Annotated in this window: 12 protein-coding genes; 3 read left to right on the forward strand and 9 right to left on the reverse strand. The window is 72.3% G+C overall.

Features of this window, described 5'->3' with window-relative positions:
• Positions 1 to 109: 109 nt before the first annotated feature.
• Positions 110 to 673, reverse strand: a complete 564-nt coding sequence (locus tag V2J85_RS10705; RefSeq protein WP_330821478.1) for a hemerythrin domain-containing protein — start codon at positions 671 to 673, stop codon at positions 110 to 112.
• Between the two features lie 413 nt (positions 674 to 1,086).
• Between V2J85_RS10705 and V2J85_RS10710 the strand changes: the two genes are divergently transcribed.
• From V2J85_RS10710 to V2J85_RS10720, 3 genes are all read left to right on the forward strand, one after another.
• Positions 1,087 to 1,617 carry a hypothetical protein gene (locus tag V2J85_RS10710; RefSeq protein WP_330821479.1) on the forward strand — a complete coding sequence of 177 codons (531 nt, stop codon included), beginning with the start codon at positions 1,087 to 1,089 and terminating at the stop codon, positions 1,615 to 1,617.
• 113 nt (positions 1,618 to 1,730) lie between these two features.
• Positions 1,731 to 2,681, forward strand: coding sequence for a DUF389 domain-containing protein (locus V2J85_RS10715; RefSeq protein ID WP_261952705.1), 951 nt, complete (start codon positions 1,731 to 1,733; stop codon positions 2,679 to 2,681).
• Between the two features lie 126 nt (positions 2,682 to 2,807).
• Complete coding sequence (locus tag V2J85_RS10720; protein ID WP_261952704.1) at positions 2,808 to 4,646, forward strand: glycoside hydrolase family 15 protein; 1,839 nt, start codon at positions 2,808 to 2,810, stop codon at positions 4,644 to 4,646.
• 15 nt (positions 4,647 to 4,661) lie between these two features.
• On the opposite strand, the gene V2J85_RS10725 is transcribed toward V2J85_RS10720, so the two are convergent.
• The 8 genes from V2J85_RS10725 to V2J85_RS10760 all read right to left on the reverse strand — a co-directional run bounded on the left by V2J85_RS10725 (position 4,662) and on the right by V2J85_RS10760 (position 13,842).
• Positions 4,662 to 6,443 carry a cation:proton antiporter gene (locus V2J85_RS10725; protein ID WP_330821480.1) on the reverse strand — a complete coding sequence of 594 codons (1,782 nt, stop codon included), beginning with the start codon at positions 6,441 to 6,443 and terminating at the stop codon, positions 4,662 to 4,664.
• Positions 6,444 to 6,493: 50 nt separating this feature from the next.
• Positions 6,494 to 7,534: a cytochrome d ubiquinol oxidase subunit II gene (locus V2J85_RS10730; protein WP_261952702.1), complete on the reverse strand. Its 1,041-nt coding sequence runs from the start codon at positions 7,532 to 7,534 to the stop codon at positions 6,494 to 6,496.
• Positions 7,531 to 8,979 (reverse strand): cytochrome ubiquinol oxidase subunit I, encoded by a 1,449-nt coding sequence (locus V2J85_RS10735; protein ID WP_261952701.1) that lies wholly within the window; start codon positions 8,977 to 8,979, stop codon positions 7,531 to 7,533. The genes V2J85_RS10730 and V2J85_RS10735 overlap by 4 nt, the downstream gene beginning before the upstream one ends.
• A 51-nt stretch (positions 8,980 to 9,030) precedes the next feature.
• The gene (locus V2J85_RS10740) at positions 9,031 to 9,870 is read right to left on the reverse strand and encodes an SDR family oxidoreductase (RefSeq protein ID WP_261952700.1); all 840 of its coding nucleotides are present in this window, start codon (positions 9,868 to 9,870) and stop codon (positions 9,031 to 9,033) included.
• A gap of 166 nt (positions 9,871 to 10,036) precedes the next feature.
• Positions 10,037 to 11,617 (reverse strand): GMC oxidoreductase, encoded by a 1,581-nt coding sequence (locus tag V2J85_RS10745; RefSeq protein ID WP_261952699.1) that lies wholly within the window; start codon positions 11,615 to 11,617, stop codon positions 10,037 to 10,039.
• 170 nt (positions 11,618 to 11,787) lie between these two features.
• Complete coding sequence (locus tag V2J85_RS10750; protein WP_330821545.1) at positions 11,788 to 12,702, reverse strand: cyclase family protein; 915 nt, start codon at positions 12,700 to 12,702, stop codon at positions 11,788 to 11,790.
• Between the two features lie 164 nt (positions 12,703 to 12,866).
• Positions 12,867 to 13,556: a DUF6215 domain-containing protein gene (locus V2J85_RS10755; RefSeq protein ID WP_261952698.1), complete on the reverse strand. Its 690-nt coding sequence runs from the start codon at positions 13,554 to 13,556 to the stop codon at positions 12,867 to 12,869.
• Between the two features lie 121 nt (positions 13,557 to 13,677).
• The gene (locus tag V2J85_RS10760; protein WP_330821481.1) at positions 13,678 to 13,842 is read right to left on the reverse strand and encodes a hypothetical protein; all 165 of its coding nucleotides are present in this window, start codon (positions 13,840 to 13,842) and stop codon (positions 13,678 to 13,680) included.
• Positions 13,843 to 13,925: the final 83 nt, after the last annotated feature.

Below are 13,925 nucleotides of genomic sequence, written 5' to 3' on the forward strand. Positions count from 1 at the left end.
GTTGCCGCCGCTGCGCCCCGCGCATGGACCATATCGGGACGATACGCCCGTGATCGGTCGTGCGTCTGCGTCCGGCCGGGCGTGCTGCCGGCGCCGTTCCACGGCGCCGCTACAGGCTCTTCCCACGGCTGGTGATGAAGTCCCTGGCCCGGTCCACCAGCCCGAGCCCCGGCGCGAGCAGCTTGTTCGCCGGCGGGGTGGTGGGCGCGGAGGGGTGTGGGCGGGTGGGGGCCAGCTTCTTCGCGGTGCGGATCCGGTCGCCGAGGGTGTCCAGGGCGTCGGCGGAGCAGGCCGCGCGCAGCCGGGGGAAGAGGGTGGCCTCCTCGTCCTGGACGTGGCGGGTGACCGCGTCCTTCAGGGTCATGAAGAGCTGGTCCAGCTGCGGATCGTCGGCGGAGCAGCCTTCGAGCTTCTTGAGGATCTTCTCGACCTCGGCGTGGTCCTTGATCTCCTTGTCGGCCAGCGCGCCGCCGTCGGCCACGTGCTCGCGGACCGCCGGATACAGGTACTGCTCCTCGGCGACGGAGTGCCGTACGAGCTCGATGGTGACCTGGTCGAGGAGGTTCTTGCGGTCCTTGTGGCCGCTGGGCACGGCCTCGATCCGCCGGAAGAGGTCCTCGACCTCGCGGTGGTCGGTGGTCAGTTCGTCGATGATGTTGCCGCCGTGTCCCATGAGTGCCTCCTGAAACGGTGGGCCGTGCCGCCCGCGCACCGTGCGGCGGGCCTCACCACGGGTTCCCGGGCGTCTCGCTCCGTAACGATCGGACGGGCGCCTTGCCCCTGGTTGGCGCCGCGTTGTCACCCGGAGGCGGGGACAGGGAGGCGGCCGGCCCGGAGCGGCGGGGAGGCGGCCGGCCCGGAGCGGTGGGGACGCCGACGGCGAGGGCGGCGGGGTGCCGTCATGGCGAGGGGCGGAACTTCGAGGCTTTCGCGTGAGCTGCGTCATTTCGCCCGATTGGCCGGGCCCCTAGGCTTCCGGAGGCCCTGTTCCGCGGGCCGCGTCCCCGCCCCGTTCCGCGCCGGGGACGCCACAGCCGCCCGAGACGCCGGCGCTGCCGCCGTCGCCAGAGAAGGGACCTCGTGCCGTTGTCCGCCGATATCTCGCCGGTCATAGCCGCCACCGCGCAGTGGCTGCTGCGCTCCTACCCCGTCACCGGCGGCGCCTTCGACACGGCCCTCGCGCAGGCCCAGGCGCGGCAGGCCGTCACGGTCGCCGCCTGGCTGCGCTACCCCACGGCGGCGGACGCCGCACTGGTCGCGCTGGTCGGCCCCGGCGGCGCGGCCCGGCTGGACTGGCTCACCGGTGCCGACGCGTCCGGTCCGGACGCTCCCGAGGAGGCCTGGCGGAGCTGGGTCGACGAGGTCGTGGCCAGCTGGGCGGCCTGCCTGCTCACCGCCCCCGGGCTCGCCGAGGACGCGGTGGCCGCCCTCGCGGACGGTGAGCACGTCACGGAGGTGTCCCCCGACTTCCGCCGGCTGACCCACCCCGACGAACGCGACCGGCGGGCCGCGGCCCTGCTGCGCCACCCCGACCTGCTCGCCCCGGTCGCCGATCTGCACCGCGCCGCGCTCGTACGGCACTTCGACGGCGACCGGCTCGACGCGGACTGCGCCTAGCGGACGGCCCCGGGCCTCCCGGCCCGCGCGGTGGCGAGCGCCCGCGCGGCGCCTGACGGACCGGCGGGCGATAGTGGACGTGTGCCGGTGCCCGACTGCCGCCGGAGGTCCGGATGGACTTGATCCACTTGCGCATGGTCATGCCGCCCGCACTCACCCAGTCGGCCGTCGACCTGCTCAGCTCGGACGACCGCGTCCTCAACCTCATGGTCGTGAGGTCGGCGCACGTGCCGGAGGGCGACGCGCTCGAATGCGACGTGATGAAGGGCGCCGCGAACGGCGTGCTGGGCGACCTGCGCCGGCTGGGCGTCGACCGCACGGGCTCGATCGCCGTCGACGGCGTCGAGATGATGTTCTCGCACCGCGCCGAGCAGGTCGAGGCCGACCAGCCGAGCGTGCTGGTCCACGCACCGCTGTGGGCCACGGTCGAGGCGCACATCCGGTCGGAGGGCACCTACCTGCCGTCGTTCTACCTGTTCCTGGTGATCGCCGGCCTGATCAGCGCGGTCGGCATCATGACGAACTCGCAGATCCTCATCGTGGCGGCCATGGTCGTCGGCCCCGAGTACAACGCGATCACCAGCATCGCCCTCGGCCTCGACCGGGGTAACCGGCGCCGGGTCCGGGACGGGGTCCGCGCGCTGACCGTCGGCTTCCTGCTGGCCATCGTGGTCACGCTGGGTTTCGCCGCGCTGGCGCGGGGCGCACACCTGCAGTCCGAGGCCTTCGACCTGGGCCTGCGGCCGGTCTCCCACCTCATCGACACACCGGACTTCTTCTCGGTCGTCGTCGCCTTCCTCGCCGGCGTGGTCGGCATCGTCTCGCTCACCGAGGCGCGCGGCAGTGCCCTGCTCGGCGTCTTCATCTCCGTGACCACGATCCCCGCCGCCTCGGACGTCGCCGTCTCGCTGGCCTTCGCCGACTGGCACGAGGCCTGGGGCTCGCTGCTCCAGCTCCTGCTGAACGTCGTCGTGCTCGTCGTGGTCGGCGTCCTCACCCTCCGCATGCAGCGACGTCTGTGGCGCCGCGCGGCCCGGCGCGCGACGGCGAAACCCGGGCCGTAGGGCCCGTGGCTCCGCGGCCGGCGTTCCGCGGGCGGGCCGGGCTCGGCGCGCCTCGGCCGGGGCCCCGCCTTACGCTGGGCGAGGGGACGGCATCCGGGCCGATCGCAGGCCGAAAGGGGCGCCCCGATGGACGACTACCCACTGATCGAGAACCACGGCCTCCTGGGCGATCTGCAGACCGCGGCACTGGTGGCGACGGACGGGACGGTCGACTGGCTCTGCCTCCCGCGGTTCGACTCGCCCAGCGTCTTCGGGGCGCTGCTGGACAAGGACAAGGGCGGGCACTGCACGGTCCGGCCGCTGCACACGACGCACACGACCAAGCAGTTGTACCTTCCCGACACGGCGATCCTGGTCACCCGGTTCATGACCGAGGCGGGCGCCGGTGAGGTGCTCGACTTCATGCCCGTGACGGGGACGACGGTCACGGACCGCCACCAACTGGTGCGCATGGTCCGCTGCGTGCGCGGCAGCATGTCCTTCGAGGTCGAGATCGCCCCGCGCTTCAACTACGGGCGCACGGCCCACCAGTTGCACATCACGGACCACGGAGCGGTGTTCGCCGCGGACGACGGCACGGAACTCACCGTGCACCCGATCCGCGAACCGGAGGACGAGCAGCTGGTCGACATCCGGCCGGACCGGGAAAACGACCTGCACTTCACGCTGAGCCTGCGGGCGGGCCAGCAGCGCGGGCTGGTGCTGGCGTCGGCCGCGGACGGGCCGCCCAGGGAGATCCGGCTCGCCGAGTACCAGCAGTTCTTCGAGGACACCGTGGCGTTCTGGCGCTCCTGGCTGGGACAGTCGCGCTACACCGGGCGCTGGCGGGAAGTGGTGGAGCGTTCCGCGATCACGCTGAAGCTCATGACCTTCGCACCCAGCGGTGCCGTGGTGGCCGCCCCGACGGCGGCCCTCCCGGAGCAACTGGGCGGCGAACGCAACTGGGACTACCGCTTCACCTGGATCCGTGACGCCTCCTTCTCCGTGTACGCCCTGCTGGGACTGGGCTTCACGGAGGAGGCCCGGGCGTTCATCGTCTGGCTGAGCAACCGGGTCAAGGAGCGGGCCGGCAGCGGTGGGACCACGGGCCCGCTCAACATCATGTACAAGGTCGACGGCTCGGCCGACCTGGACGAGCAGATCCTCGACCACTGGGAGGGCTATGCGGGCTCCGCGCCGGTACGGATCGGCAACGGCGCCGCGACGCAGCTCCAACTGGACATCTACGGCGAGGCGCTGGACAGCATCTACTTCGCGCACCAACACGGTTTCCAGGTCGGGCACGGGGGATGGACCTCGATGCGGGAGGACCTGGACTGGCTGGCCGACAACTGGGACCAGGCGGAGGAGGGTATCTGGGAGACCCGCGGCGGGCGCCAGGACTTCACCTACGGCCGGGTCATGTCATGGGTGGCGTTCGACCGCGCCCTGCGCCTCGCCGAGTCGAAGGGCTGGCCGTCGGCGGCCGGACGGTGGCGGACCGAGCGGGACGCCGTCTACGAACAGGTCATGGCCAAGGGGTGGAGCGAGGAACGGCAAGCCTTCGTCCAGCACTACGGCAGTGACGTACTGGACTCCTCGCTGCTGCGCATGGCGACGGTCGGGTTCCTCAGCTCCGAGGATCCGATCTGGACATCGACCCTGGACGCCATGGAGCGGGAACTGGTCAGCGACAGCCTGGTCTACCGCTACGACCCCGGGGCCTCCCCCGACGGCCTGCGCGGCTCCGAGGGGACCTTCTCGCTGTGCACGTTCATGTACGTCGACGCCCTGGCCCGCGCCGGACGCACCGACCGGGCGCGGCTGGTGTTCGAGAAGATGCTGGGCTACGCCAACCACCTGGGCCTGTACTCCGAGGAGATCGACCTGACGGGGCGTCACCTCGGCAATTTCCCCCAGGCGTTCACCCACCTCGCCCTCATCGACGCGGCCCTCACCCTGAACGCGGCGCTCGACCGCCGGTAGCCGGTCGGAAACGCTTCAGCCGGCCGGTTCCGCCCCCGTCGCGGACCCGGGCCCGAGGAGGATCAGCGTGTCGCCCTCCTTCGCGGTGACCGGCAGGGCCGCGGTGACCGGTGCCAGCCGGCCGTCACGGCGGACGACGAACAGGGTCTCGTACCCCGGCGGGGGCGGGACCGAGGCGGGCTGTACGAGGAAGCGGGCGCCCTGACCGTGGCGGGCCGCCAGGACGTGGCGGAGGAGTCCGGCGCCGAAGAGGGTGTCGCCGGCCGCGTAGGGGGCGACGACGCCGCGACCGTCCGGGGGCGGGCCGATGCGGTAGACGGGACCGTCGACGCTGTCCCGCATGACGATCGAGGCGAGGGCGTTGAAGTCGTCGTCGTCGGTCAGCAGGAAGGCCGCGGTGACCCCCTCCAGCCGGGCCTGCGGATCGGTGGCCGCGGCCATCAGCTCGCCGGCCGCCAGCTCGATACCGGCTTCCGTGATCCGGTCCCTCTCGTGGGCGAGGCCGGCCCACATCAGCACGTCGAGGCCGGCGGTGCGCAGCGACCGGGCGAGGTCGACGACCCAGGGCTCGCCGCCCACCAGGAGCGGACGGGCCCGGGTGGGGCGGGTGAGGCCCAGCCCGGCGGCCACCGGCTCGGCCGTCAGCGCGTAGACCAGGACCGTTCCGACGATCACCAGGAAGGTGACGGGGAGGATCGTGCCGGCGCCGCGCAGCCCCGCGGCGGTGAGCGAGGCGGAGAACGTCGTGGCGGTGGACGCGGCGACGATGCCGCGCGGGGCCATCCAGCCGAGGAAGGCCCGTTCCGGGGCGGCGAGTTCCGTCCGGGCGGTGGACAGCACCGCGATCAGGGGTCTGACCAGCAGGACGAGCACGGCGACGAGGGCGAGGGTGGGCAGCAGCACGGGGACGACGGACTTCGGCGTCACGGTCGCCGAGATGGAGACGAACAGCAGGCCGATGATGAGCTGGACGAGCGTCTCGAAGAACGGCCGGCGGGCGGGCATGTCGAAGCCGGGCAGGTTCGCGACGATCAGCCCGGTGACGACCGCGGCGATCAGCCCGGTGTCGTCGAAGACCAGGTCGCAGCCCGCGGCCACCACGACGACGGTCGCCAGTTGGGCGAGCGTGCCGAGCGTCTCGCCGAGCCGGAGCCGGCGGAGGGTGAACCACAGCAGTGCGGCGCCGACGATCCCGCCCGCGAGCCCCAGGGCGAGCCCGGCGAAGAAGTAGGCGGACCGGAAGCCGTGGCCGGTCCGGAAGCCGCCGGAGATCAGCGAGTGGAAGACGACGGCACCGAGGATGCCGCCCACGGGATCCACCAGGGACCCCTCCCACATCAGCACCCGGCGCACCTTGTCCGACGGCCTGACGTGGTCGAGCAGCGGAGCGACGACGGTCGGCCCGGACACGACGAGGATCACGCCGATCATGCAGGCGATGGCGAACGGCACGCCGTACAGGGCCGGCCCCAGGGCCATGACGGTCCCCGCGGTGAGCGGCACGCCCAGCACGATGAGGCGCACGACGACGCTCCGCGTCGCGCCCTTGAGGTGGCGCAGGTCCAGTCCGAGGCCGGCGTCGTAGAGGATGAGCGCCACCGACAGCGACACCAGGGGCGAGAAGGCCGGGCCCATGAGTCTGTCGGGACGGACGGCGTCGGTGACCGCTCCGGCGGCGAACCCGGCCGGCAGCAGCACGATCAGCGAGGGGATCCGCAGCCGGCTCGCGAGGATCTGGGAACCGACGGCGAGGGCCACGGTCAGGCCGACGCCCAGCAGGATCTCGTCCGCGCTCAACGCGCCCTCACCCCTGGGCGGGCGCCCCGCGGTACCCGGCCGCCACGGGGTCAGCCCTCGTCACCGGCGCCAGGGCGCCGCAGGTCGGCGTCGGTGAGGCCCTCCAGCTCGCCACGGGTGTCCAGCCAGTAGAGCAGGGCGACCGCGGGGACGATCAGCACGAGGGCCACCAGGGTGACGAGCCCGAGCCAGCGGAGCGTGGTGTGCGCACCCGCGCCGTCGGCGACGGTCAGCGAGGTCGGGATGAGGTACGGGCGCTGGGCCATGCCCCAGCCGAGGACGGCGGACACGACCACACCGGCCGCCGTGACCCGGGACCAGGCCCCGGAGGGGCGGATCAGCAGCCATGCGGTGGCGAGCGTGGCCAGCGCCGACACGACGACGAAGACGAGCCCCACGCCGTGGGTGAGCCCGTGCCAGACATGGGGCGCGTCCCCGTGGGTGACGAACAGGGTGATCACGGCGAGGACGGCGACGACCGCCAGGGCGGCCAGCGCCCGCCGCCGGAAGTAGCCGTCGAGATCGGGCGCGGCGAACCGGCGGGCGTCCGCCGCGAGGAAGACCGCGCCGAGCAGCGCCGTGGTCGCGACGGCGAGCAGGCCGAAGAGAACCGAGGTGGGGTTCGCCCAGGCGTCCGTCGATGCCGTGGTCGCCGCGGTGACCCGCCCCGAGGCGACCCCGCCGACCGCGGCGCCGAGGAAGAACGGCGTCAGCAGCGAGGAGACGGCGAACATCGCGCCGTACAGGCGCCGTCCGGCCAGCCGTCTGGCGGGCTTGCGCAGGGCGAAGCCGGCGCCGCGCAGCACGATGCCGACGGCGGCCAGCGCCAGGGGCAGCCACATGGCCGTGAACGCGCGCTGGAAGAAGACCGGGAACCCCGTCCACATGATGACCAGCACGAAGATCAGCCAGACGTTGTTGACCTCCCACACGGGAGCCATCGCATGGTCGATCAGCCGGCGCGGGCGCTCGCCGCGTGCCGCGCCGCCCGCGGCCAGGTCCCAGAACCCGGCTCCGTAGTCGGTGCCGCCGGCGCAGGCGTAGGCGGCGACCGCGAGCAGCAGCACGACGGCGATGACCCCGGCGATCACGTCCGGCTCCCCGCGGAGCGCGGCCCGTACGGCGTGTCCGTCTCCGGTGTCTCCGTCTCCGGTCCCTGCTCCGGCGGCGGTCCCTCGCCCGTCGTCCCGTCGGCGAGCCGCCAGCGGGTGCGCATCTTCAGCAGCACCGCGAGGAACGAGCCGAAGACGACCAGGTACACCACGACGACCAGGCCGAACATGATCCACAGGCTGGTGGAGCGGGTCGACGTCACGGCTTCGGCGACCCGCATGTTCTGGTAGACGATCCACGGCTGGCGGCCCACTTCGGTGGTGATCCAGCCGCATTCGACGGCGACGACGGAGGCGAGACCGGCCACGGCGGCGCAGCGGAAGAACCACGGGGAGGCCGGCAGCCTGCGGCGGCGCAGCCAGATCAGGGCGTACCAGAGGGCGAGCAGCACCAGCAGGGAGCCGATGCCGACCATGATGTCGAAGGTCCAGTGGATGAGGGTGGCCTGAGTGGCCGTCGGCCGGTCGGCCGCCGGGACGGAGGTCAGACCGGTCACCTCGGTGTCCGGGCGGAAGCCGGCGAGGATGGAGTCCAGCTGCGGGATGCGGATGCCGCCGGAGATGCTGCCGTCCGGGTGCATCCGCCCGAAGAGGTACTCCGGCACATGGGTGTCGGTCTTCCAGACGATCTCCATCGCGGCGAACTTCACCGGCTGCTTGTGGAAGACCTGCCGGGCGATGGAGTCGCCCAGCACGAACTGCACCGGGGTGAAGACCGCGGCGAGCGTGAAGGGGATCGTGAACCCGAGCCGGTGGTAGCGGTCCCGGCGGCCGCGCAGCCAGCCGACGGCGTAGACGCCGGCGACGACGTAGCCCGCCGTCACGAGCATCGCCACGACGAAGTGCCAGTACTGCGGGCCGAACATGGGCGTGAAGATCGCCTTCCAGATCTTCACGTCGACGGGGTTGCCGGCCGGGTCGAGGGAGAAGCCCCGCGGGGTGTTCATCCAGGAGTTGGCGGCCAGGATCCCGAAGGCGCCGAGCAGGGCGGCGGCGGGCAGCGGCAGGCCGAGCAGGAAGTGGGTCCGGGAGGACAGTCTGCGCCAGCCGTAGAGATAGATGGCGATCAGCACGGCTTCCAGGAAGAAGGCCCAGGCCTCGACACCGAAGCCGATGCCGAAGACATCGCCCCACCGGCCCATCATGCCCGGCCACAGCAGCCCGAACTCGAAGGACAGCACGGTGCCGGTGACGACGCCGATCGCGAACTGGACCGCCATGACCGCGGACCAGCGCCGGGCCAGCAGCAGCGCGGTCGGGTCGTTCCGGCGCAGTCCGTAGCCGTGCATGATGAGCGTGATCAGCGGCAGCGCCACGCCCAGGGGCACCAGGATGATGTGCGAGGCGAGGGTGAAGGCCATCAGCGATCTGGCCGGGAGCATCTGCGCCGGCGCGTCCGCCAGCAACGAAACCGCGGTGTGCATGGGGTTCTCCTCGGGACCGACGTGCGCGAGGGCCGGCGTGCGCGGGGTCGGTCAGCCGCCGGTGGCGAAACCGGGGAAGAGGGTCATCCCGCCGTCCACGTAGAGGGTGGCGCCCACGACGTAGTCCAGGAGGTCGGAGGCGAGCGCGACGGCCGCGTGGGCGATGTCCTCGGGGGCACCGACGCGGTCGTAGGGGATCAGCCGCAGGAGGTCCTGCTGGGCCTCGGGGGTGTCCCAGGCGTCGCGGTTGATGGGGGTCTTGATGGCGCCGGGGGCGATCGCGTTGACGCGGATCTTCTTCGGGGCGAGTTCCTGCGCCAGCGTCTCCATCATCATCTGCACACCGCCCTTGGACGACGCGTAGTTGACGTGCCCGGCCCACGGGATGATCTGGTGCACCGAGCTCATGCAGATGATCTTGCCCGCCGCCCGCGACACCTCCGGGACGACCCCGCGCCGCAGGAACTCCTTGGTCGCCTCGCGGGCGCAGAGGAACTGCCCGGTGAGGTTGACGTCCAGGACCTTCTGCCACTGGGCGAGGGTCATGTCGGTGAACGGGGCGTCCCGCTGCAGTCCGGCGTTGGCCACGAGGATGTCGACGGTGCCGAACTCCTTGACCATCCGGTCCGTCATGGCGACGACCTGCTCCTCGTCGGAGACGTCCGCCTCGTAGGCCGCGGCCCGCACCCCGAAGGACGCGATCTCCCCGACCACCTTCTCGGCCTCCTCGCGGCCGGCCACGTAGTTCACGACCACATCGGCGCCGGCCCGGCCCAGGGCGATGGCCGTGGCCCGGCCGATCCCCGAATTCGCTCCGGTGACCAGCGCCTTCTGGCCCTTCAGCAGATTGCCGGGGATCACGTCCTGGGGTGCGCCCTCGGGGGAACTCACGATGACTCTCTCCTCCACTGCGTGACCCGGAATCGGCCGGGCCGTGGCCCGGAGGTGCAGGCGTCACACAATCACCGGAGAGGGGCGACGGCGCGGCGGAAGGGGCCGCTTTGCGCTGCCCGACTGACGATCTTCGCCCGGTCGGAGGCGCGTCGCCGTGGGCCGGTCAGCCGAGCCGCGCGAGGAGGTGGTCGCCCACCCGCAGGGCGTTCGCGATCGCCGTCAGGGACGGATTGACCGCGCCGATGCTCGGGAAGAAGCTCGTGTCGACGACGTAGAGATTGTCCAGGTCGTGGGCCTTGCAGTGAATGTCCAGGGCCGAGGAGGCCGGGTCGTCGCCGAACCGCACGGTGCCCGCCTGGTGGGCGGTGGCGCCGATCGGCATGCCCTTGTGCAGGTAGATGCTGTGGGACAGCAGCTGGTGCTCGTGCATGCCCAGGTGGCCGAGCATGTGCTGGAGCTTGTGCCGCAGACGGGTCAGGCCGGCGATGTTGTTGGTCTCGTCGAGGGCGAGGTGGATGCGGCCGTCGGCGTCCAGGGTGACCCGGTTGTCCGGCCGCGGCAGGTCCTCCCCGCACAGCCAGAAGTCGACGGCGTGGTGGGCCAGGACCTCGAAGGGCATGTCCGGTGCCACCGCGCCGGCCCAGCGCGGGGCCTCGCCGTGGATCTGCTCGGCGTCCGACTTGCCGAGCATCTGGATGCCGCCGAGGGGGTAGTCCCAGTCGTCCGCGCCCAGGTACCAGTCGTGCAGGGCGAGGGTCTTCTGGAACTGGGTGTCGTTCGGCTCCTTGGAAATCGCCATCAGCGCGAGGTTGTTGTGCCGCATGTAGTGGCGGCCGACCACGTCGGAGCTGTTGGCCAGCCCGTGCGGGTGCCGGTCGTTGGCCGAAGCGAGCAACAGGGCCGCGGAGTTGACCGCCCCGCAGGCCACGACCACGATGTCGGCCGAGAAGCGGGGTTGCTCCCCGTCCGGGAGCTCGGCGACGACCGCGGTGACGCTGGACCCCGTCGGATCGGTCTCCAGCCTCGTCACCCGGGCGTGGGTGAGCAGCTCGACACCGGGGTGTCGCAGTGCCGGTTCGACGCAGATGACCTGGGCGTCGGACTTGCCCCGGACCAGGCACGGGAAGCCGTCCACCCGGTTGCAGCGGATGCAGACGCTGGAGTGCGTCGCCCGCCCGTTCTCGTCCTGGGTGAGGTCGACCCCGATGGGCAGGTGGAAGGGGTGCAGTCCGCGCTTCTCCAGGTCGTCGCTCAACTGCTGGATGCGCGGCTCGTGTTCGACCGGCGGGTAGGCGTACGGTGCGCTGCACGGCCCTTCCCAGGGGTCCTCGCCGTGCCGGCCGTGCACCAGGTAGAGGTGTTCCGCCTGGGTGTAGTACGGCTCCAGGTCCTCGTAGCGGAGCGGCCAGGCGGGCGAGAGGCCGTCGTGATGGCGCAGCTCACCGAAGTCCTCGGGGCGCAGCCGGAACAGCGCCGCGCCGTAGAACTTGGTGTTGCCGCCGACGTAGTAGTTGACCTCGGGCGGGAACGCGTTGCCGTGCCGGTCGAGCCAGAACTCCGGAGCCCGGTACTTCGCCTTGACGAACACGGCGGTGGAGTCCCAGTTGTCGCGTTCGCGCGGCAGGTAGCCGCCGCGTTCGAGGAGCAGCACCCGCTTGCCGGAGGGGGCGAGCCGGTGGGCGAGCGTGCCGCCGCCGGCGCCGGTGCCGATGATGATGACGTCGTAGTGGGAGGAGCCGCTCACGCGACCACCGTCCTTGCCGTTGCGGTCCCCGGCCGCCGCCGGGACCTGCCGGTAGCCTCTCCGCTTCTTCGAACGTATACGCCCGGGAGCGTCGCGGCACCTGGAGCGGGTCGCCCGAAGGGCCGCCGGCAGGGCCGCGTCCCGGCACGGTCACCGGACGGCGATCGGGTTCACAGGACGGCGATCGGGTTCACCGGGGACCCGGTGGCCGCCGGGAACCGCAGCGGGGCGATCACGCAGAGGAAGTGCCAGCGGCGCAGCTGCTCGCACACCGGTAGCAGTTCCTCGAAGTTCAGGTAGTCCATCAGGTGCAGCCCCAGGGCGTTCATGGCCAGTACGTGCACCGGAAACGGGACCTCGGCGACCGCGCCGGGGGCCGTGTCGTTGTTGCCGTCCGACCCGAGGGCGGCCACCCGCCGCTCGGCGAGGAAGGCCATCGCCGCCGGGTGCAGGCCGGCCCGCTGCTGCGCCGCGTTCCAGGGGCCGAGGCTCCGGCGCCGGCGGCGGTGCCCGACCCGCACGAACAGCAGGTCGCCCGGCCCGACCGTGACGCCCTGCGCCTCCTCGGCCGCCACGAGGTCGTCGGCGGTCACGTGGTCGCCGGGCTCCAGCCACGGCACCCCGCGCAGGCGCGGGACGTCCAGCAGCACACCGCGGCCGACGATGCCGTCGCGCACCAGCTCCGACGTGAGCGCGCCGGCCCCGTCCGGTGTCACGCTGCTCGCCGGGACACCGCCGTAGAGCTCGCCGTCGTACATCACATGGCACAGCGCGTCGAGGTGGCTGTCGGCGTCCCCGTGGACGTTCATGGCGAACCGGTCGAGGGCGAAGTGCAGTCCCGGGGCGTCGGCCGCGCCGGGGGCGGATGCGGTCATCCGGTGGGAGGCGGGCTGCGGGTTGTCCGGCCCCGGTGTGGTCTCGATGGGGGCGGCCAGTGACACGGTCCGGCCGGCCCGCACCTCGGTGGCGGCGGCCACCACCCGCTCGGGGGTGAGGTGGCCCAGCGCTCCGCGCCCGGGATCCGTGCCGTCCCGCGCCTGCTCGCGCAGTCGGCGGTACAGGGAGCGGAAGGCTTCCTCGGACATGCGGGTCCGAGCCCCGGGCGGCGACGTCGCGCCGTGCTGCGCACGATCCGCCACGTGAGCTCCTCCTTAGCTCCCCTCGCCGCTCCTCGTCCGGCTCCGGGCCCTGGTCCCAGGGTCGGCCTCCCCCGCTCCCCCCGCATCCCGGAAGCGGTGCCGCGGCTTCGTCAACCGTGCCGCGGCTTCGTCAGCCGGGCGTCCCAGCCAGGAATCGTCGGCAGCACCTTCTCGGCGACGCGGAGCAGCGCCGCGTCATCGGGCATCCCCTCGTCCTGCCGCCAGACGACGACCTCGAAGGAGCCGCCGCCGTCCTTCGCGTTCCTGGCGACCTGCAGGCGGCGGGCGATACCGCCGGGCGCGGTGTCGGCCTTGCCGGGCCTGCCACCGTCGAACCGGAACCGGATGGCGATGGTCCGGTCCGAGGAGAGGAGCGCGGGACGCCCCAGAACCGTTCGCCTCTCCGCGGCACTGCCCAGGAGCCCGGCCATCCGGGCCACCGTGAAGTCGTCGTAGGACGCCGAGAGCTGCACGGTGTAGGTCTTCAGCGTGACCTTGGCCTCGGGCGTGACGAACGTCGTTCCCCCGGCGAGCTTGGTCGAGCTCTCGCTGCCGTCAGCGCTCTCCGCGCGCTCCGCCGGCGTACCGAGGAGCTCCGGCAGGTCCGCACGGTTCAGCGCCGTGCACAGCTGCGCCCCCGAAACACGCTTCGACGGCCGGGCGTCCTCGTGGCCGGCCGAGCAGGCAGCCGGCTTGGCCTCGGCGACCTCCTGCCCCGAGTCCTTCGCCATGACCCACATGCCCCCCGCGAGTCCCCCGACCAGCACCACCGCCGCGACCACCTGGGCCCCCGCGTTCATGCCCTTCTCGGGTCCGGTCCTGGATACGGTCGCGGATCCGGCCCCGGATCTGTCGAATTCGCCGTCCATGTCCCCCACTTCCCCCAGCTGCCGATTCGCGTCCCCTGCGCGCCGGGGGAGCCTAACCGGTGATCGTTCCGCGGTCGTGCGCGGCCCGGGCAGCATCGAGGTGGTCCGTCACCTGAGGCACCGGCTTCGCGACATCGGGGCCCTCCGGCAGGTCGTGGTCATCGTCGAGCGCGAAGTCCAGCACGGTCAGGACGCTCCGGGCCGTCATGGTGCGCACGCGCACCCCCGCGCCCGGAACTATGGCGTCCCACCACATGTGCCACTGACCTGCGCGTTCCTACGGTGTGGCGACACATCGAC

It is taken from the genome of Streptomyces bugieae (assembly GCF_036352915.1).
GTDB lineage: Bacteria > Actinomycetota > Actinomycetes > Streptomycetales > Streptomycetaceae > Streptomyces > Streptomyces endophytica.

Bases quoted from the DNA above. Each gene is read 5' to 3' on its own strand.
- V2J85_RS10750 (WP_330821545.1), bottom strand. From the start codon at position 12,702: ATGTCCGAGGAAGCCTTCCGCTCCCTGTACCGCCGACTGCGCGAGCAG.
- V2J85_RS10755 (WP_261952698.1), bottom strand. From the start codon at position 13,556: ATGAACGCGGGGGCCCAGGTGGTCGCGGCGGTGGTGCTGGTCGGGGGA.
- V2J85_RS10715 (WP_261952705.1), top strand. From the start codon at position 1,731: ATGGACTTGATCCACTTGCGCATGGTCATGCCGCCCGCACTCACCCAG.
- V2J85_RS10705 (WP_330821478.1), bottom strand. From the start codon at position 673: ATGGGACACGGCGGCAACATCATCGACGAACTGACCACCGACCACCGC.
- V2J85_RS10720 (WP_261952704.1), top strand. From the start codon at position 2,808: ATGGACGACTACCCACTGATCGAGAACCACGGCCTCCTGGGCGATCTG.
- V2J85_RS10735 (WP_261952701.1), bottom strand. From the start codon at position 8,979: ATGCACACCGCGGTTTCGTTGCTGGCGGACGCGCCGGCGCAGATGCTC.